Raw genomic sequence first — 19036 nt, 5'->3', positions numbered from 1 at the left:
AATTATCAAAAGTGATTAGGCTTAGCGGTTCATCAACCGGCCAATCAGCGGACGTCAGTTCAGATACAAAATGTCGTCCGGAGATTTAAAACTAGTCGATGATAGCGAAGCCGCACTAAGAATAATCGGAAGTTACGGTTTCTCCGTGGGTTTCGCGGATGGCACCTCCTTCTCAATCACGACTTTTTTTACTTTTGTGATCGTTTTGTCAGCGATGCGATCCGGTATCACATCAAGCTTATGCTGTAACGCTGACACCTGACTGGTCAGCAAATCCACACGGTCATCACGCCGCGCTGCAATGATCCGATAATCTGCCCGGATCTCCTCAACCCGCTTATTTGCCGTGTTACTGACGTAAAGAAAAATAATTGTCATCAGAATGCAAATCATCGAACAGCTCAGCAGAATGCAGCCGAGAATAACTTTGCGCCGGTATGACATAGGTGCCTTAAGGCTGTTAATCGTTGCCATCGCTGCGATCCTCCAGAGTTGAGATCAGCCGATCAATTTCATTACGAAATTTATCGTTCTGACCGGTTTCGGTCATTGCCAGTAAAATGCCTACGGCATTTTTGATTAACCGCAGATCTGTTTCGAGTGTCGCGATACGTCGCAGATTTCTGTCGTGACGTTCACGTAACTCATCGTTCTCCTCCCGTATTATCAGGTTGCTCTCTTTCAACAACTCCACCTGCTCTTTGTAGCTGGTAATAATTTCGCCGCCGGCTCGATTACTGGTTACGATTGACGCAATACCCGCCAATAACGGTTTCCAGAACAGTGCTGCAGCCCCCCCACCCAGAACTAACGCACCCATACTGGTAATCAGACTACTTTCCATGCCACACCCCTTTTTCCGGTAAGGTCTCTGGAACACACCGCGTGCAGAACAACCACGACCTCCACCCTGAATTTAAGATTGCTTAAATACCAGAGTTAAGTATACTTAAGCCACTCTCAACCAAAAAGTCAAGCTAATGAAAAACGAAACGCTGGGTGACCGCATCCGACTCCGACGTAAATCACTGCAATTAACGCAGAAGCAATTGGCGCAACAGGTAAAAGTCTCTCATGTAGCGATTTCGCAATGGGAAAAAGAGGAGACGCTGCCGCGCGGTGAGAACCTGCTGCGGCTTGCCGAAGCGCTGGGCTGCGCGCCGTCTTATCTGATAGATGGGGATGGTCCTGTTTTCAGCGAAATTAGCTGGGCTGGCCTGCATCAGGTCCCGCTTCTGGCACAACGCGATCTGGCGCAATGGCTGAGTGACACCCGCTCTGTCCGCTATGAGAAACTGATGCACAACGACATGGCGCTGTCGCAACAGAGTTTTGCCTTCCGGGTGGAAGAACAGGCCATGTCACCCGCCATTCTGCGGGAGGATGTGGTGATTATCGATCCCTGTCTGGCACCTCAGCCTGGTGACTGCGTGCTGGCAATGCAGCAACAGAATGCCCTGCTGCGCACCTGGCGTCAGCGCGGCAGTGAAAATGGTGTTGCGCAGTTTGAACTGGCACCGGTCAATATCAACTTCCCCGAGCTGCATTCAGGCCGCGACAGCCTGAAGCTGATAGGAACACTGGTAGAATTGCGCCGCTTTCGGCAGCCATAAAAAAACCCGCCGGGTGCGGGTTAACGTTTCAGCGGAAAACAGTAGCCAGAGTCATAGCCCTGCAACTACAGGGCGTCGACCAGTTGATCCACTACTACCTTGCCCTGCAGGTCGGTCTGCATAATGCGATAGTTGACTGGCCATGAGCGGCGGGTGCTGAATTTATCGAACAGGGTCACGCCACCTTTTTTGACACCCTGACGGCTGACAATAATCCATTCCGTCACCTCTTCCTGACCACGATTTCTCAGGCTCAGTGTGCGCTGTTCAATTAGCTGGTCTTCCGCTTCAATCTTTAAATAGTCTCGTAACATAATGTCTATCTCCTGGTAACGCAGGTCACTATATGCTTTTTATTAATCTCTTCAATCGAATTTATTAATCGATGTTTATCGTCGGGAATGTGACCTGCCGCAGGTGATATGACAGGTTTGTCCATTTCTGCATCAGGCCTTTACCGTTAGCATGGTTGTGCTGCACACACCCGAACATCGAAAAATGACGTGTTCAGTATGAGAGAAACTCCGATTAGCCCGCCTCTGGCGGGCTTTTTTTGCTCTCCTGATCCCGATGTAAATGCGGGATGTCAGGGCTGGTCTAGACTTAAGGCACTGGAAAAAAAGGAGTGAGTTATGTTTAAACACAATACGAATGAAGAACGTAAGAAAGAAGGTGATGTCAGCAAAAGCCTGCCTGAAGCTGCGCCAAACGCGGGCAATGCCTATGAAGAAGATGATCATCCTGCCACTGACGCGCCGAAAGATCATGGCGAAGTACCGCGCAAAAATGATGACAGCCAGGATGATAAGAAAGATCCCTACAAAGCAAGTTGATGTGCATAAGGCGCGCCCGGCGGGCGCGCCCGTTATCGTTGCTTAAGAATGCTTTCGGCAATGGGGACGCCAGGCCTTAAGGGCAAAAAATTTTCTGCGTAATCGTGTTTCTCACCGTTTCGCCACCTTCCTGCTTATGTGCGGCAACTTCTCCTGACAGACTGCTCATTAAACCCTGAAGGTTCATTCTGGAGCAGCGCTTTACGAATTTTTCGTACATTACCCATAAATTGATCCTTCCATCCGCCCTCCGTTAACTCAAAGTGAGGCGGATAAGTATTGTGTTCATGAATTGGTGACGCTGAGTGTTGTACCATCTGCTCTGACTGACTTAATCACAGGTCCATGACCATGCCTTAAAGGCGCAGATTAGCCGGATAAATAATGAGAGTGGATGCCATGAATAGATTAATCATCGCTCTGAGCGTAAGCCTGCTGAGCGGATGCGTGGATATGGGTCGGGTTGGATTGCACCCGGAAACGAAGACCGCCTGGTTCGACGGTCATCCTTATCAGGTTGAGTCCTGCCTTATCGAAATGGCGCAGAATCAGCGGGCTTACCTGGAGCAGGATGATCCTCTGCCAGATGGCACGAAGCGATATAACCTCGAAAAGGATAATGAAACCGTAGCCTGGGTTGAAATTGCAAAGTTCAGCCATCATCAGACCAGCGCGACATTTTACTACGATCCTAAAGCGCCGGATATCAACGCACTGGTTTCAGCGATGATTACAGCGTGCAAAACATTGCGTTAGCGGCATCGCCGGGCTGGTCGCAGATCCGGCTATTTAACGGATTCGCAATCATAGAGTCCCCGTATGCGGATCTGACTCTGACTGGTGCGGACGATTTGCGCCCTTAACATTCCTTTGCCCTCTGGATTCGTCAGCTCCATGTCTATCATCCCCGGTGCTTTGCTGTTTTTAACCAGCAACTTTATCGTGGCGTTGTCGTAATCACCCTTCTCTTTTGAAAACGTGACTTTCTGCGTTTTTGCGCGTTCTCCGTTGACTGAGAACCAGCCACTCTTATCGGCTCTAAGGTAGAACGGCCCGCACTGTGTGGCGGCAAAAGCTGGGGCTGACAGGCTGATTAATGATGTTATCAGAATAATTATTTTTAGCATGAAGGTGTCGTCCTGCTGATAAATGGTGTCGTACAGAATCGTATCCGCTGAATATATTCTACTCACTCGAGGCTCAGGATGCATTGCAGTATAGCTAATGATGGCTCCAGCATTGCCTACTCAGTGTCAGGGATATGAATCTTACAGCACGCTGGAATCAGTAAGTTCTGACCGGATTTTCGGGATTGTGCAAACAGACATTAACGCCATGCTGACGGCTAATCGATTACATATGACATCACACTCTCGCATCCGTTTTACCGTTGAGCGTGCCAGACTCTGCTAACATGTCCCCGATCTTTCTGTCCGCTCTTTTAGGCTGCGGGTTAACGAGATAATGATCTCACTGTAGGCATCCATTAAGCTTTATCCGGCATGGATGTGCATTAGCTCGGGCCGGCTTTTTGCTCACCAGGAATGTTGAACACAACAAAAATGAAGATTTTTATGCCTGCTCTTCTGACTTAGTATAAGATGCAACTGAGCTGACAACCTGCTCTGGAGATGAATAACATCCTGAATTTTATGATTAAATCACTTTAGTAGTGATATTTGCCAACATACATAATTCAGGGACGGCACATGAACGTCATTGCTAACATGTCTCAGGGATTACACCACAGGCAATGAATGGCGAGAAAAGAATGATAGTCATTCAGCCTGCATATCCACTGGTAAGTCGCTCATACAGAAAATCGTCTAACGATAAAAGAAGGTTAGTGAAATGAGATGTTTAGTTACGTATCCACAGCCCGTTATCTGTCATATGTGTTAAATGCCCGAGCATACCATTCATCCTGATATTCGCTTTTACGCTACATTGATTTAGCATTATGGAGGTTCCTATTAAAACTTTAAGCCATTCGAAAGTAGCCATGATTACTTTCGTAATCTCATTCCTGATATTTTTTGCCAGATTTCCCCAGCCTGTTATCACCCCCACGATATATGCTGAGGACGGAGTCTGGATTGGCTCTGCATTGTCAAATGGATGGCTATACACTTTCCTTCATGCCCGTCCTGACTACTTTGTTTTCTTCAATATATTTTTTCTGTTTTCATCTGCACTCCTTAGTAAGGTGTTTAGCGGCAGCGTACTCATGCTTCTGCCTCTTTTTATTGCGCTTATTTCTTATGCTTTTTATGCTCTGACTTCAGTCATCATATATTTTACTGTTCGCCGCTACGCCAATAATATGATGGCAGTGCTTGCTTTCATGATGTCTGTATTGGTACCGCTTGGCGTCTCGCAGGCAGAATCCATTGGAACGTTAGTTCAGATTGGCTTCTATATGCCCGTTTTGTCGATATGCGCCCATCTTTATCGTGACAGCTCATCATGCAAAAAACGCAGGGCCGTCTGTGACATTCTTATCTTCCTGATGGCGGCTACGAACCCGGTAAATTTTGCCGTTACAGGCTCATATCTCTTCATTAAGTTTTTCTGCACAGAAGATAAAAAGAAGTTACTCATCGGATTTGCCCCCCTGCTAGTTGCAATGTTGGTTCTTTTTATCGTTATTGTTCCCAGAATGAATGGAAGCGGGGGTATTTTAGGGGCATTTAATAGCAGCAATCTTATTGAGATGTTAACTGCCAGGTCGATACTTTTTCCTTTTGTCTTTAGTTTCTATGATAAATTAGGCAATGCATCTGCAATTATACTGACGCTTGGTTATTTTCTCCTGATTCTTGTCGCTTATATCAAAGCTGAACCACAGGTACGCATTTCAATATTGCTGCTCTTTTTCATGTTGATCATCTATGATGCCGCTACGGCAGCAGGCAGATCTGGTATTACGGGCCTGCTCAACGGTTACAACTCGACATATCCCGATCGCTATTTTATGGGAATAAACATCATCTCATCCGTGCTAATTGCAGTTTGCCTGGGCCAGTTTAAAAAAAGACGGTTCAGATATGTTGTCGTTTTATTATTAATCATCGTTTACGCTTGTGGACTAAAAAACACGTTTGAAAGCTCACAGGATAAGCGTCGTATACCGCTGGACTATATTTATACCAATGCCTTATGCAGTGCCAGCGATGAAGGGACAGGCTTTAGTCGGATAAAAATATTGCCTTCTGCAGACTGGTATATAAGGTTGCCCTCAGGGTATGTCCAAAGCATTGGATGCGTAAAATAACAGAAAGCCCCTTACGGGGCTTTTTTCCATCGGTATGATATAACTCAATAATGAGAAATGACTCATAGCGGACACTGAAGTAACCTTCCCACTCTCGCACTCTGAGTGACGTGTTTCCAGGCGGCAATCAGCATGAACTGGATCATGGTTGTTGAGTGTGCCGTCATTGTTAAAAAGGAGAGATGGATTATGAAGAAGGTTGGGTCAACGGCGATAAAGAAGTGATGAAGAATATCCGCAACATCTCAAGCGGCGAGCTCACTCCAGGTTCGCTTTTTTTATTGGTATCGTGCTGCTCTGAATTCGCGACAGGAAGGCTATAGGGAAGTGGATTGATAACCCGCCAGCGACGGTTGCCAAAAATAAATTTACTTAAACTAGCGCCATTTCAACAACTGAATCATTCGGGCAGATATGGACCGGCGCACTGAGGCGTGCAGGCCTCCGTCACCGGAAAGCCTATCAGTCGCGTCATACGTTCGCATGCTGGGCTCTGTCAGCAGGCGCAAACCCGAACTACGTTGCATCGCAAATGGGTCACTCCGATGCGCAGATGGTGTACCGGGTTTATGGCGCCTGGATGTCAGAGAACAATACCGACCAGCTATCACTCATCAACACGAAAATGAGCGATCTTGTGCTACATACGTGCTTCACCAAAGTGGCAGTATGATAAACTTCAGCATCTTCAGACAGTTACCCGCCTAAACCTGCATATTCATAATTTCACTATAAGCCGACACCAGCTTGTTCCTGACCTGAATCCCCATCTGCATAGAGATGGATGATTTCTGCAGATCGACCATCACATCATTCAGCGCGATGCCGGGTTTCCCCATTTCAAAATCCTGCGCCTGGGTGCGGGCGGTGGTCTGCGTCTCGCTGATCTTATCCAGCGCCGCTTTCATGGTCGCGCCGAAATCGATCTGATTAGTGGCTTCACTGCTGCGGTTACTGGCCTGCAGTGAGGTCGCCTGAAGCTGCTGCAGTACGCCGTCAATTGCCTGAATAGACATGAACGATACCTTATTAAAGAGGATGACATTTTTGATGTGAGGAAAAGTTAGCACGTTGTCAATGAGACAAAGCCGCTAAATGACAGCAAAAAACCTACCTTATCCAGCCATCGAATTTTGCTTATCACCTAATAATGCCTGGCATTGAAGTGGAAATTTTATCTACGCAGGTCAGGGAGTCTGTTTTGCCATCTCAACTTACCCGGTCAATTACGTCAGGCAGGAATCGGTCATGAATGCGAGCACAGCCGCCACAACAGAACAAGAAAAGAAAGGCTTCGGTGACCTGCTCGCTCGCCTGCGCGCAAATCCGCGTATTCCTTTAATCGTCGCGGCGGCTGCCGTGGTGGCGATCGTGATCGCGATGGTGCTGTGGGCAAAGCAGCCCAGCTATAGCGTCCTTTATAACAACCTCACTGATGAAGATGGCGGCGCCATCGTCACCCAGCTGACGCAGATGAACATCCCCTACCGCTTCGCCGAAAATGGCGGCGCACTGATGGTGCCGGAAGCGAATGTGCATGAGCTGCGTCTGCGTCTGGCTCAGCAGGGTCTGCCAAAAGGCGGCTCGGTGGGCTTTGAACTGCTGGATAAAGAGAAGTTCGGTATCAGCCAGTTCAGCGAGCAGGTTAACTACCAGCGCGCGCTGGAAGGCGAACTGGCCCGCACCATTGAATCACTGGGTCCGGTCAAAAGCGCCCGCGTTCATCTGGCGATGCCAAAACCCACCTTATTTGTACGTGAGCAGAAAGCACCATCCGCCTCTGTCACCTTAACTCTGCAGCCTGGCCGTGCGCTGGATGAAGGCCAGATTCAGGCCATCGCCCACATGGTTTCAAGCAGCGTCGCCGGTTTACCGCCGGGCAATGTCACCGTGGTCGATCAGACTGGTCGCCTGCTGACCCGTTCTGATAACGCCGGTCGCGATCTGAACGACGCGCAGCTGAAGTACTCGTCTGAAGTGGAAGCGCGCTACCAGCAACGTATCGAAGCGATCCTGAATCCGATTCTTGGTCAGGGCAATGTGCATGCGCAGGTAACCGCGCAGATTAACTTCGACACCAGTGAGCAGACCGACGAGAAATATCAGCCTAACGCCAACCCGTCTAACACGGCGATCCGTTCGCGTCAGACCAGCACCAGCGACCAGTCGGGCAGCCCTTATCCGGGTGGCGTGCCAGGCGCGCTCTCTAACCAGCCTGCGCCAGCCAATACCGCGCCGGTCACGACGCCAAACAATAATGCGGCCAATGGTCAGAATGCCAATGGACAGAATGCTAACGGACAGAATAACGCCGGTCAGACCACCAGCACTGCCACAGCCAGCGCGACGCCGACCAACTCACGTCGTGATGACACGGTGAACTACGAGCTGGACCGTACCATTCGTCATACCAAACTCAACGTCGGCGACGTACAGCGTCTGTCGGTGGCAGTCGTGGTTAACTTCCGTGCAGATGACAAAGGCAAAGCCGTTGCGCTGAACGAACAGCAACTTAAGCAGATTGAAGACCTGACCCGCGAAGCGATGGGCTACTCCCAGACGCGTGGCGATAGCGTCAACGTCGTGAACTCGCAGTTCAACACCACTGAAGCAGTGACCGCCGATCTGCCCTTCTGGCAACAGCAGTCCTTCTTTGATCAGCTGATGAACGCCGGTAAGTGGCTGTTGATTGCCCTGGTAGCCTTTATCCTCTACCGCAAACTGGTTCGTCCGCACCTGGTTCGTAAGCAGGCCGCAGAGAAAGCCGCTGCAGAAGCCATTGCCGCTCGTGCCGCTGAACAGCCAGAAGAAGAAGCCTTTAGTGTGCAGCTCAGCAAAGACGAGCTGGAGCAGGAACGTAAGTCTAACAACCGCATGAGCGCAGAAGTGATGAGTCAACGCATCCGCGACATGTCAGAAAACGATCCGCGCGTTGTTGCGCTGGTGATTCGCGAATGGATGAGTAAAGAGCTATGAGTCTGACCGGAACCGAAAAAAGCGCCATCCTGATGATGACCATCGGCGAAGAGCGCGCTGCGGAAGTTTTCAAACATCTGAACCAGCGCGAAGTACAGCACCTGAGCGCGGCGATGGCCAACATGCGTCAGGTGTCACACAAGCAGCTGACTGAAATATTGCGTGAGTTTGAAACCGATGCTGAGCAGTTTGCTGCATTGAGCCTGAACTCCAACGAATACCTGCGTTCGGTGCTGACCCGGGCGCTGGGCGAAGAGCGCGCCTCCAGCCTGCTGGAAGACATTCTCGAAACGCGCGAAACCACCAGCGGGATGGAAACGCTCAACTTTATGGAGCCGCAGGCTGCCGCCGACCTTATCCGCGACGAGCATCCACAGATCATCGCCACCATCCTGGTCCACCTCAAGCGTGGTCAGGCCGCCGATATTGTGGCGCTGTTCGACGAACGTCTGCGTCACGATGTGATGCTGCGTATCGCCACCTTCGGTGGTGTGCAGCCAGCTGCGCTGGCCGAACTGACCGAAGTGCTGAATGGCCTGCTGGATGGCACCAACCTCAAGCGCGCGAAGATGGGCGGCGTGAGAACCGCAGCCGAGATCATCAACCTGATGAAAACGCAGCAGGAAGAGGCCGTTATCGAAGCGGTACGCGACTTCGATGGCGAACTGGCGCAGAAAATTATCGACGAGATGTTCCTGTTCGAAAACCTGGTGGAAGTGGACGACCGCAGCATCCAGCGTCTGTTGCAGGAAGTGGAGTCCGAACAGTTGCTGGTTGCACTGAAAGGTGCCGAACAGCCACTGCGCGAGAAGTTCCTCAAAAACATGTCAGCCCGAGCGGCCGATATCCTGCGCGACGATCTGGCCAACCGGGGTCCGGTGCGTATGTCCGCAGTAGAGAACGAACAGAAAGCGATCCTGCTGGTGGTCCGTCGCCTGGCCGAATCGGGCGAGATGGTGATTGGTGGTGGCGAGGAAACTTATGTCTGATGCATTTTCTGCCCGTCCCTGGCAGCTGTGGCAGCCCACTGATTTAGGCCGTTTTGATGAGCCTGAACCGGAGCTGCAGCCAGAAATTTACGAAGCTGAAGAGGGCGTGGATGAGCAGCAACAGCAGCTCGAACGTCTGCAGCAGCAGATGCGCAAAGAGGCGCAGGGTCAGGGTTACAACGAAGGCTATCAGCAGGGTATGACCGAAGGCCAGAAAGCGGGCTACGACGCCGGTTTTCAGCAGGGGCTGGCGGATGCCCGGCAGCAGCAGGCACCGCTTCAGGCGCGGATGCAGCAGCTCGTAACGGAGTTCCAGAACACGCTGGAGTCACTGGATAGCGTAATTGCTGCCCGTCTGATGCAGCTGGCGCTGGAAGCGGCTCGCTCGGTTATTGGTCAGGCCACTACGGTGGATGGTACCGCCCTGCTCCGCCAGATTCAGGGTCTGCTGCAGCAGGAACCGATGTTCAGCGGCAAACCGCAGCTGCGTGTTCACCCGGACGACTTACAGCGTATTGAGCAGACTTTAGGTCCGACGCTGGATCTGCACGGCTGGCGGCTGATCGCAGACAGCACCCTGCACCCTGGCGGCTGCAAACTCAGCGCTGAAGATGGCGATCTGGATGCCAGCGTCGCAACGCGCTGGCAGGAACTCTGCCGCCTTGCCGCGCCGGGAGAAATCTGATGACCACCCGTCTGAATCGCTGGCTGGGCTCGCTCGACGTCTTTGAAAAACGCATCAACCAGGTGCAGGCGGTGCGCCGTTATGGCCGCCTGACCCGCGCGACCGGTCTGGTGCTGGAAGCGACGGGTTTACAGCTGCCGCTGGGTGCGACCTGCATCATCGAACGCAACGATGGCAAAACCATCAGCGAAATCGAAAGCGAAGTGGTGGGATTCAACGGTCAGAAATTGCTGATGATGCCACTGGAAGAAGTCGACGGCATTTTACCGGGTGCGCGGGTCTATGCGCGCCAGAATGGTGACAACCCGCAGGCGGGCAAACAGCTGATGCTGGGACCGGAACTGCTGGGCCGCGTGCTCGACGGTAGCGGCCGACCGCTGGACGGTCTGCCGTCACCGGATACCGGCTATCGCGCACCGCTGATCACCCCGCCGTTTAACCCGCTGCAGCGTACGCCGATTACCGATGTGCTGGATACCGGCGTGCGGGCCATTAATGCCCTGCTGACGGTGGGTCGCGGGCAGCGTATGGGTCTGTTTGCCGGTTCAGGCGTGGGGAAAAGCGTGCTGCTCGGGATGATGGCGCGCTACACCAAAGCGGACGTTATCGTGGTCGGTCTGATTGGCGAACGTGGCCGCGAAGTGAAAGATTTTATTGAGAACATTCTGGGTGCTGAAGGCCGAGCCCGTTCGGTGGTAATAGCTGCCCCGGCAGATGTTTCGCCGCTGCTGCGTATGCAGGGTGCCGCTTACGCCACCCGTATCGCTGAAGATTTTCGCGATCGCGGCAAGCATGTGCTGCTGATTATGGACTCCCTGACCCGCTACGCCATGGCGCAGCGTGAGATCGCCCTGGCGATTGGTGAGCCACCGGCAACCAAAGGCTACCCGCCTTCCGTGTTCGCCAAACTGCCTGCGCTGGTTGAGCGTGCCGGTAACGGCATCGACGGCGGCGGTTCGATCACCGCCTTCTATACCGTCCTGACCGAAGGCGACGATCAGCAGGATCCGATCGCAGACTCCGCGCGCGCCATCCTCGATGGCCACATCGTGCTGTCGCGCCGGCTCGGGGAAGCGGGTCACTATCCGGCTATTGATATCGAAGCTTCGATCAGCCGTGCGATGACCTCGCTGATCGATGAGAACCACTATGCGCAGGTGCGCCAGTTTAAGCAGTTGCTCTCCAGCTTCCAGCGTAACCGCGATCTGGTCAGCGTCGGTGCCTACGCCGCCGGGAGCGATCCGATGCTCGATAAAGCCATCAGGCTCTATCCGCAGATGGAAGCCTTCCTGCAACAGGGCATCTTTGAGCGCAGCGATTATGACGACGCCAGCCTGCATCTGCATGCGCTGTTCGGCTCGTCACAGTGATTAACGCGAGGTAACGGCAATGAAAACTGCAAATGCCATTGATACGCTGCGCGACTTAGCGGAGCAGGATCTCGAACGTGCCGCCATCTATTTAGGCGATATGCGCCGCGGCCAGCACGCCGCTAACGAGCAACTGACGATGCTGCTCGATTATCAGGACGAGTATCGCAACAAGCTCAACGATGACATGTCGTCCGGCATCGCCAGCACCCGCTGGACGAACTATCACCAGTTTATTCAGACGCTGGAAAAAGCGATTGAGCAGCATCGCAACCAGCTTAATAACTGGAATCAGCGACTGGAGCAGGCGCTAATCAACTGGCGCGACAAACAACAGCGGCTGAACGCCTATCAGACTCTGATAACACGGGCAGCGGAAAATGCTTTACGACAGGAAAACCGTCTCGACCAGAAACGGATGGATGAATTTGCCCAACGGGCCGCATCGAGGAGAGGCGAATGATTACGCTGCCACACATTGGCATAAAAGCGGCGGCTAAAACCGACGCGGAACCATCAGGCGCGACGGACCTTGCAGCAGGGGCTGATGCCCTGCCGCAGGACTTTCTGACCACGCTGGGAAACCAGCTGGCAGGCCTGGCGAAACAGCAGGGAAAAGCGGCGCAATCCGCTGACGTTAAAGCAGAAACTGCCGATGACGCCCGACCAAAAGCGCCGCTGAATGCGCTGATGGCCGCGCTGGATAATCCTGCTGAACTGACCGCCCTGTTTAAACCGGAAAATATTAAAGCTGGTATAAAATCAGCCGATGATAAAGACAAGCCGGAGGCCGCAACCTTAAGCGCCAGTGACATGCAGAATGTGCAGGCACTGTTCGCCATGTTACCGGTTGCGGTGACGCCGACAGCGACGCCTTCGACGCCGGTCAGCAGTGAAGCAGGTGAGTTGATTGCCCAGACCGACACCGGCCGGAAAAGTCAGACCTCGCTGACGCAACTGCTGAACAGTGCGCAGCAGAGCCACGCACCGGATAACCCTTTGCCGGGTAAAGATGAGAAGCATGACGCTAAAGGTGCCGCACTGAACTCACCTGTCGTGAACAGCACCGCCAGTCAGAATCAGCCTGCCGCGCAAAGTGCGACCAACAGCAGCCTGATACTCGACAGCAGTTTCCAGCAGGCGCTGAGCACTATGGTGAAGCAGGATGATCAGGGTGCGATCAAAGCCAGTACCAGCGACAACGCGATCAGCGCCACGCCGTTCGCCAGCGCCAGCAGCCTGCCCGCGCCTGTGACCGCCTCCGCGACCAGCAGCACCCCGTCCACCCCGATGCTGAATTCACAGCTGGGCAGCGACGAGTGGCAGCAGGCGCTGAGTCAGCAGATTGTGATGTTCAGCCGCAACGGCCAGCAGAACGCGGAGTTGCGTTTACATCCGGAAGACCTTGGCGCTATCCAGATCAGCCTGAAACTGGATAACGATCAGGCACAAATTAATCTGGTTTCCAGCCATAGCCACGTCAGATCGGCACTGGAAGCCGCGATACCGCAGCTTCGCAGCGCGCTGGCAGAGAGCGGTATAAACCTGGGCGAGAGTCAGGTGAGCAGTGACAGTTCCACGCAGGGCCAGCAATTCCAGCAACAGCAGGAGGCGCGCCGCGATGGACAGCATGGCCGCTTCTCCCTCACCCAGGACAGTGACACCGACATTACGCCGATTGCCGTTCCCGCTGCCCTTCAGGCTCGCGTTAGCGGCAACAGCGCCGTCGACACTTTCGCCTGACAGCGGCAAACGCTGAAGGTAAGCGTAAAACCCGCGTCTTTTCTACCCATTGGTTTGACTTAAGACGCGGATAATCTGTCCCGTGAGCCGAGAGGCTTGCCCATAATTCACAGGAAGTAACTGCACCATGTCTGATAACGCGAAAGCAAAAGGCAGCAAACGTAAACTCTTAATACCAGTGTTGATCATTCTGACGCTGGCCGCTTGCAGCGTGGCAGGCTATGCAGTCTGGCGAATGATGAATAAACACGAGGGCGATAAGCCTGAGGTGGCGAAAGTTGAACCGCCTCCCGCTCCGGTCTTTTTTGCACTTGATACATTTACGGTTAACCTGGTCAATCCCGACAACGATCCTGACCGCGTGCTTTACGTAGGCTTTACCCTGCGTCTGGCCGATGAGGAGTCCCGGAGTCGGATGAATGACTATCTGCCTGAGGTGCGCAGCCGTCTGCTGCTGCTGCTCTCGCGTCAGAGCGCTGCGGCGCTGGCGACAGAGCAAGGAAAACAGGCGCTTGTTGAACAAATCAAACAGGCGCTGACACCCCCGCTGGTAAAAGGTCAACCTCCGCAGGCTGTAAACGACGTGCTGTTTACTGCCTTCATTTTGAGGTGAATCAATGGGCGATAGCATTCTCTCCCAGGCTGAAATTGACGCCCTTTTAAACGGCGACAGCGGCAGCGCGGAAGAAGAAAAGAAACAAAACGGGCCGGAGGGCGATATTCGGCCTTACGACCCGAATACCCAGCGCCGCGTGGTGCGCGAGCGTTTGCAGGCGCTGGAGATTATTAACGAGCGTTTTGCCCGTAGTTTCCGTATGGCGCTGTTTAACCTGTTGCGCCGTAGCCCGGATATCAGCGTCGGGACGATCAAGATTCAGCCGTATCATGAGTTTGCCCGCAATCTGCCGGTGCCAACCAACCTGAATCTGATCCACCTGAAACCGCTGCGCGGCACGGCGCTGGTGGTGTTCTCACCCAGCCTGGTGTTTATCGCCGTCGACAACCTGTTTGGTGGTGACGGACGTTTCCCGACGAAAGTCGAAGGCCGTGAGTTTACCCATACCGAGCAGCGCGTTATCCGCCGCATGCTGAAGCTGGCGCTGGATGGTTACAGCGATGCATGGAAGGCGATTTATCCCCTGGACGTCGAGTACGTACGTTCAGAGATGCAGGTGAAGTTCACCAACATCACCACTTCACCGAACGACATCGTGGTTAACACGCCGTTCCAGGTGGAGATTGGCAACCTGGTGGGTGAGTTTAACATCTGCATCCCGTTTTCAATGATTGAACCGCTGCGCGAGCTGCTGGTGAACCCACCGCTCGAAAACTCCCGCCAGGAAGATAACCACTGGCGCGATAACCTGGTCAAACAGGTGCAGCACTCTGAGCTGGAACTGATTGCTCACTTTGCCGAAACGTCACTGCGTCTGTCACGGATTCTGCAGCTGAAACCCGGTGATGTGCTGCCGATTGAGAAGCCGGAACGCATTATCGCCCATGTCGATAGCGTCCCGGTCTTAACCAGCCAATATGGCACGATGAATGGGCAATATGCGCTCCGTGTCGAACACCTGATTAACCCGATTTTGAATTCGCTTAACGAGGAACAGCCCCATGACTGACAGTAATAAACCGTCTGACGATATCTCTGCGGACGATCTGTGGGCTGAAGCGATGAACGAGCAGGTCGGCAGCAGCAGTGCGCCGCAGACCGATGACGTCTTTAAGTCATTCGACAGCGGCAATGTCGCGGGCTCGTTGCAGGATATCGATCTGATTATGGATATCCCGGTGAAACTCACCGTCGAACTGGGCCGCACTAAGATGACCATCAAAGAGCTGTTGCGTCTGACGCAGGGTTCGGTGGTAGCACTGGACGGACTGGCAGGTGAGCCGCTGGATATCCTGATCAACGGTTACCTGATTGCACAGGGTGAAGTAGTAGTTGTGAACGACAAATATGGCGTTCGTATCACTGACATCATCACCCCGTCTGAACGTATGCGTCGTCTGAGTCGCTAAGAGTCACATTATGAATAGCCAGAATCAAACGCTGCAACCGGCCGCACCGCACGCACAGGCGATTTCGACCGGTTCTATGCTGGCACAGGTCAGCAGCGTGTTAGCAGTGATTATTTTATTGATTCTGGCCTGCGCCTGGCTGGCACGCCGTGCCGGCTTTGCGCCGAAAAAGGTCAGTGGTCAGGAGCTGAAACTCACGGCCAGCGTCTCAGTGGGCCAGCGTGAGCGGGTAGTGATTGTCGATACTGCTGACGCGCGTCTGGTGCTGGGCGTCACTGCCCAGCAGATTACTCATCTGCATACGCTGCCGCCGGGTGAGCCGGTCTCTGTGACGCCGGCTGACCGTGCGCCACAGGATTTTCGTCAGCTGTTACAGAATCTGGTTAAACGTCCCGGAAAACCACAATGATGCGTCGACTGCTTCCTTTACTGCCACTGCTGCTACTGGCACCGGTTGCCCATGCCCAGTTGCCGGGCCTGGTGAGTCACTCACTGCCGAATGGCGGTCAGAGCTGGTCACTGCCGGTACAGACGCTGGTCTTTATCACTGCGCTGACCTTTATTCCGGCCGTGCTGCTGATGATGACCAGCTTCACCCGTATCATCATTGTGTTTGGTTTACTGCGTAACGCGCTGGGCACGCCCTCTGCGCCGCCTAACCAGGTGCTGCTCGGACTGTCGCTGTTTCTGACTTTCTTTATTATGGCACCGACCTTCGACAAGATTTATCAGGATGCTTACCTGCCGTTCAGCCAGGACAAGATCAGCATGGAAGTGGCGATTGATAAAGGAGCCCAGCCGCTGCGCGAGTTTATGCTGCGTCAGACCCGTGAAGCAGATTTAGCCCTGTTTGCCCGTCTGGCGAATACCGCGCCGATTGCCGGTCCTGAAGCGGTGCCCATGCGTATTCTGCTGCCCGCCTATGTGACCAGCGAACTGAAGACCGCGTTCCAGATTGGCTTTACCGTATTTATCCCGTTCCTGATCATTGACCTGGTCGTCGCCAGCGTGCTGATGGCGCTGGGGATGATGATGGTTCCGCCAGCGTCCATTGCGCTGCCGTTTAAATTGATGCTGTTTGTTCTGGTCGATGGCTGGCAACTGCTGGTCGGTTCACTGGCGCAAAGCTTCTACTCCTGATCCCCTTTTCTTACCGGAGCACGACATGACACCCGAATCAGTAATGGTAATGGGACAGGAAGCGATGCGCGTCGCCCTGATGCTGGCCGCCCCGCTGCTGCTGGCAGCTCTGGTCAGCGGTCTGCTGATCAGCCTGATCCAGGCGGCGACCCAGGTCAACGAACAGACCTTATCCTTTATTCCTAAGATCCTGGCGGTTGCCACCACTGGTATCATTGCCGGCCCATGGATGCTGAATCTGCTGCTGGACTATATCCGCACCGTCTTTACCAACCTGCCTTATATCATCGGCTGATGATTACTCTCGACAGCAGCCAGCTGGTTCAGTGGGTCAGCCAGTTCTTCTGGCCACTGGTGCGCATCATGGCGTTGTTTGCCACTGCGCCGATCCTCAGTGAACGATCCGTCAGCAAACGTGTCAAAATCGGACTGGCGGTGATGATCACCTGGCTGCTGATGCCGATGTTGCCTGCTGTCAATGTGACTCTGTTTTCCCCTGCTGGTTTCTGGCTGCTGATTCAGCAGATGCTGATTGGTATCGCGCTGGGCTTTACCATGCAGTTTGCGTTTGCAGCTGTGCGTCTTGCCGGGGAAGTCATTGGTTTGCAGATGGGCATTTCGTTCGCCACCTTTTTTGACCCTGGCAGCCGTCTTAATATGCCGGTGCTGGCCCGTTTTCTCGACATGCTGGCCATGTTGCTGTTCCTGACCTTTAACGGACATCTTTGGCTGATCTCACTGCTGGCGGACAGTTTTCATACGCTGCCGATTGGCGGTCACCCCCTGAATGCCAACGCATTTATGGCGCTGGTGAAATCCGGCGGATTAATTTTCCTTAATGGCATGATGTTAGCGCTGCCCTTAATCGTTTTGTTACTCATGGTAAATCTGGTACTGGGTTTGTTAAACCGCGTTTCACCACAGTTATCAATCTTCGCAATTGGCTTCCCGATTACCTTATCAGTCGGAATTTTAACCATCAGCCTGCTGATGCCCCTGCTGGCCCCGTTCTGTGAGCATTTGTTCAGTGAAATATTTGATTTACTGGCCCTGTTCCTGACAGAACTATCCCGCCCCTGAACATTAAGTTTCTAACTACCTTTGCTCAGCGACACTTAAGTATCGCAAAACCATCCCTGCATTTTCCGAACCATGTTTTCCAGAATGCAACTAAGGAAATTCTGATAAATGTGCTGAGAGTCTGAAAATAATTCTTATTAAACCGGGCTTCGCGTATTTTAGTTGGGTGGTTCACAGAAGCGGTCAGACTGTGAATGTGCAGGCAAAACCGGCAATGGACTGAATTTACAAGGAAAAAAACTTTAAGTGATTTTTCTTGTTAAAAAATGTTTTTTCCGGCATTGTCATCGCACGCTGAGACTTCACACTTTCGTAAAACAAATGTTTTTGAGAATTGTCCTATCAGAAAACTTCCTGTTTTCAGGGATAGTGACATAGTTCTCAAAAAATGAGCTTTACTGAATCTCCGGCACTTCACTGGCATTCCCCGCCATTGCCGGAGAATGTGTGACGTCATGGCAGCACAAATTTTTTGCAGAACGGGTCAGGGATGAAGACTTTTACGGGCGTTTGCCTGTTGCCACACTGCACGAGCAGAATAAAAAAGTACCTAAGAAATCTCTCTCGTACCGCAACGCGTATTCATCGTTGATTTAAACGGATAACAAATTGGTGAGGGTCGCTATTATGCCAACTATTATTATGGATTCCTGCAACTACACACGCCTGGGATTATCAGACTACATGTCTTTAAAAGGAGTTAAGAAGAAAAATATCTCTTCTGTCTCCGATATTGAGCAACTACAGCAAAAATGTGAGCAATTAAATCCTGGTGTCGTCTTTATTAATGAAGATTGTTTCATTCATGAGTCAGATTCCAGCGAACGTATCCGCAGTATTATTACGCAGCATCCTGATACGCTGTTCTTTATATTCATGGCGATTAGCAATATCCATTTTGAGGAATATCTCTACGTTCGTAAGAACCTGATTATTACATCAAAATCGATGAAGACATCGACCCTGGATTCCTTACTCAGCACCTATTTGCAGAAGAAGCTTAACCAGTCTGCGCGCATCTCTTCGGGCATGGATGTTCACCCGCTGACGCTGAGCCAGACTGAGTCAAACATGCTGAAGATGTGGATGTCAGGTCATGACACCATTCAGATCTCAGATAAAATGCAAATTAAGGCCAAAACGGTATCGTCACACAAAGGTAATATTAAACGCAAAATCAAAACCCATAATAAACAGGTTATTTATCATGTGGTGCGTTTAACCGATAATGTAACCTCGGGTATTTACGTTAATATTCGCTGATCGTCAGACCTGAAGAACCGGCCTTAATGGCCGGTTTTTTTTGCG

Annotated in this window: 24 protein-coding genes and 1 pseudogene; 20 read left to right on the top strand and 5 right to left on the bottom strand. The window is 52.3% G+C overall.

Annotation, left to right across the window (positions count from 1 at the left end):
* Positions 1 to 132: 132 nt before the first annotated feature.
* Both F3I20_RS08770 and F3I20_RS08765 read right to left on the bottom strand, forming a co-directional pair.
* The gene (locus tag F3I20_RS08770) at positions 133 to 474 is read right to left on the bottom strand and encodes a hypothetical protein (RefSeq protein WP_150059916.1); all 342 of its coding nucleotides are present in this window, start codon (positions 472 to 474) and stop codon (positions 133 to 135) included.
* Positions 461 to 844, bottom strand: coding sequence for a hypothetical protein (locus F3I20_RS08765; RefSeq protein ID WP_150014868.1), 384 nt, complete (start codon positions 842 to 844; stop codon positions 461 to 463). The genes F3I20_RS08770 and F3I20_RS08765 overlap by 14 nt, the downstream gene beginning before the upstream one ends.
* 136 nt (positions 845 to 980) lie before the next feature.
* Here F3I20_RS08765 and F3I20_RS08760 point away from each other — a divergent pair, with 136 nt between their 5' ends.
* Positions 981 to 1613 carry a helix-turn-helix domain-containing protein gene (locus F3I20_RS08760; RefSeq protein ID WP_150014866.1) on the top strand — a complete coding sequence of 211 codons (633 nt, stop codon included), beginning with the start codon at positions 981 to 983 and terminating at the stop codon, positions 1611 to 1613.
* A 65-nt stretch (positions 1614 to 1678) separates the two neighbouring features.
* On the opposite strand, the gene F3I20_RS08755 is transcribed toward F3I20_RS08760, so the two are convergent.
* On the bottom strand, positions 1679 to 1927 hold the full coding sequence (locus F3I20_RS08755; RefSeq protein ID WP_150014864.1) for a hypothetical protein: 249 nt from the start codon (positions 1925 to 1927) through the stop codon (positions 1679 to 1681).
* Between the two features lie 318 nt (positions 1928 to 2245).
* Between F3I20_RS08755 and F3I20_RS08750 the strand changes: the two genes are divergently transcribed.
* Together F3I20_RS08750 and F3I20_RS08745 are read left to right on the top strand one after the other, a co-directional pair.
* Positions 2246 to 2446, top strand: coding sequence for a hypothetical protein (locus F3I20_RS08750; protein WP_010247636.1), 201 nt, complete (start codon positions 2246 to 2248; stop codon positions 2444 to 2446).
* A gap of 399 nt (positions 2447 to 2845) precedes the next feature.
* Positions 2846 to 3202, top strand: a complete 357-nt coding sequence (locus F3I20_RS08745) for a hypothetical protein (protein ID WP_150014862.1) — start codon at positions 2846 to 2848, stop codon at positions 3200 to 3202.
* Positions 3203 to 3231: 29 nt separating this feature from the next.
* Here F3I20_RS08745 and F3I20_RS08740 read toward each other — a convergent pair whose 3' ends face one another.
* Positions 3232 to 3639: an STY1065/STY2022 family phage-derived protein gene (locus F3I20_RS08740; protein ID WP_223811668.1), complete on the bottom strand. Its 408-nt coding sequence runs from the start codon at positions 3637 to 3639 to the stop codon at positions 3232 to 3234.
* Positions 3640 to 4406: 767 nt separating this feature from the next.
* On the opposite strand from F3I20_RS08740, the gene F3I20_RS08735 reads away from it, so the two are divergent.
* From F3I20_RS08735 to F3I20_RS08730, 3 genes and pseudogenes are all read left to right on the top strand, one after another.
* Positions 4407 to 5720: a hypothetical protein gene (locus F3I20_RS08735; RefSeq protein WP_150053185.1), complete on the top strand. Its 1314-nt coding sequence runs from the start codon at positions 4407 to 4409 to the stop codon at positions 5718 to 5720.
* Positions 5721 to 5902: 182 nt separating this feature from the next.
* A complete protein-coding gene (locus tag F3I20_RS23905) occupies positions 5903 to 6043 on the top strand; it encodes a hypothetical protein (RefSeq protein WP_156085418.1) in 141 nt (46 codons plus the stop codon).
* A gap of 74 nt (positions 6044 to 6117) precedes the next feature.
* Positions 6118 to 6393 (top strand): annotated as a pseudogene (locus F3I20_RS08730) (tyrosine-type recombinase/integrase); the annotation flags it as partial.
* Positions 6394 to 6424: 31 nt separating this feature from the next.
* On the opposite strand, the gene fliE reads toward F3I20_RS08730, so the two are convergent.
* Complete coding sequence (fliE, locus tag F3I20_RS08725) at positions 6425 to 6736, bottom strand: flagellar hook-basal body complex protein FliE (protein WP_013358280.1); 312 nt, start codon at positions 6734 to 6736, stop codon at positions 6425 to 6427.
* A gap of 232 nt (positions 6737 to 6968) precedes the next feature.
* On the opposite strand from fliE, the gene fliF reads away from it, so the two are divergent.
* The 14 genes from fliF to rcsA all read left to right on the top strand — a co-directional run bounded on the left by fliF (position 6969) and on the right by rcsA (position 18991).
* Positions 6969 to 8696 (top strand): flagellar basal-body MS-ring/collar protein FliF, encoded by a 1728-nt coding sequence (gene fliF, locus F3I20_RS08720; protein WP_150014858.1) that lies wholly within the window; start codon positions 6969 to 6971, stop codon positions 8694 to 8696.
* Positions 8693 to 9685: a flagellar motor switch protein FliG gene (gene fliG / locus F3I20_RS08715; protein ID WP_150037486.1), complete on the top strand. Its 993-nt coding sequence runs from the start codon at positions 8693 to 8695 to the stop codon at positions 9683 to 9685. Before fliF ends, fliG begins: the two co-directional genes overlap by 4 nt.
* Positions 9678 to 10370 (top strand): flagellar assembly protein FliH, encoded by a 693-nt coding sequence (fliH, locus tag F3I20_RS08710; protein ID WP_150014854.1) that lies wholly within the window; start codon positions 9678 to 9680, stop codon positions 10368 to 10370. The genes fliG and fliH overlap by 8 nt, the downstream gene beginning before the upstream one ends.
* On the top strand, positions 10370 to 11740 hold the full coding sequence (fliI, locus tag F3I20_RS08705; RefSeq protein WP_150014852.1) for a flagellar protein export ATPase FliI: 1371 nt from the start codon (positions 10370 to 10372) through the stop codon (positions 11738 to 11740). The genes fliH and fliI overlap by 1 nt, the downstream gene beginning before the upstream one ends.
* Before the next feature lie 19 nt (positions 11741 to 11759).
* Positions 11760 to 12203 (top strand): flagellar export protein FliJ, encoded by a 444-nt coding sequence (fliJ, locus tag F3I20_RS08700; RefSeq protein ID WP_003854478.1) that lies wholly within the window; start codon positions 11760 to 11762, stop codon positions 12201 to 12203.
* A complete protein-coding gene (locus F3I20_RS08695; protein ID WP_150037487.1) occupies positions 12200 to 13483 on the top strand; it encodes a flagellar hook-length control protein FliK in 1284 nt (427 codons plus the stop codon). The genes fliJ and F3I20_RS08695 overlap by 4 nt, the downstream gene beginning before the upstream one ends.
* Positions 13484 to 13610: 127 nt before the next feature.
* Positions 13611 to 14096 (top strand): flagellar basal body-associated protein FliL, encoded by a 486-nt coding sequence (fliL, locus tag F3I20_RS08690; RefSeq protein ID WP_061062737.1) that lies wholly within the window; start codon positions 13611 to 13613, stop codon positions 14094 to 14096.
* A gap of 4 nt (positions 14097 to 14100) precedes the next feature.
* Positions 14101 to 15108 (top strand): flagellar motor switch protein FliM, encoded by a 1008-nt coding sequence (fliM, locus tag F3I20_RS08685; RefSeq protein ID WP_150014848.1) that lies wholly within the window; start codon positions 14101 to 14103, stop codon positions 15106 to 15108.
* Complete coding sequence (fliN, locus tag F3I20_RS08680; RefSeq protein WP_013358288.1) at positions 15101 to 15508, top strand: flagellar motor switch protein FliN; 408 nt, start codon at positions 15101 to 15103, stop codon at positions 15506 to 15508. Before fliM ends, fliN begins: the two co-directional genes overlap by 8 nt.
* Before the next feature lie 10 nt (positions 15509 to 15518).
* Positions 15519 to 15917: a flagellar biosynthetic protein FliO gene (gene fliO, locus F3I20_RS08675; protein ID WP_150014846.1), complete on the top strand. Its 399-nt coding sequence runs from the start codon at positions 15519 to 15521 to the stop codon at positions 15915 to 15917.
* Positions 15917 to 16648: a flagellar type III secretion system pore protein FliP gene (gene fliP, locus F3I20_RS08670; protein ID WP_010247675.1), complete on the top strand. Its 732-nt coding sequence runs from the start codon at positions 15917 to 15919 to the stop codon at positions 16646 to 16648. The genes fliO and fliP overlap by 1 nt, the downstream gene beginning before the upstream one ends.
* Positions 16649 to 16673: 25 nt before the next feature.
* A complete protein-coding gene (gene fliQ, locus F3I20_RS08665; protein WP_003854466.1) occupies positions 16674 to 16943 on the top strand; it encodes a flagellar biosynthesis protein FliQ in 270 nt (89 codons plus the stop codon).
* Entirely contained in the window at positions 16943 to 17728 is a 786-nt protein-coding gene (gene fliR / locus F3I20_RS08660) for a flagellar biosynthetic protein FliR (RefSeq protein WP_150037488.1), read from the top strand. Before fliQ ends, fliR begins: the two co-directional genes overlap by 1 nt.
* A gap of 627 nt (positions 17729 to 18355) precedes the next feature.
* On the top strand, positions 18356 to 18991 hold the full coding sequence (gene rcsA, locus F3I20_RS08655; RefSeq protein WP_010247685.1) for a transcriptional regulator RcsA: 636 nt from the start codon (positions 18356 to 18358) through the stop codon (positions 18989 to 18991).
* Positions 18992 to 19036 lie beyond the last annotated feature (45 nt).

This window comes from Candidatus Pantoea gossypiicola, from assembly GCF_008632075.1.
In the GTDB taxonomy this organism is placed as follows: domain Bacteria; phylum Pseudomonadota; class Gammaproteobacteria; order Enterobacterales; family Enterobacteriaceae; genus Pantoea; species Pantoea gossypiicola.
The sequence above is the reverse complement of the archived record's forward strand: the minus strand, read 5'-3'. Positions and strand labels throughout refer to the sequence as shown.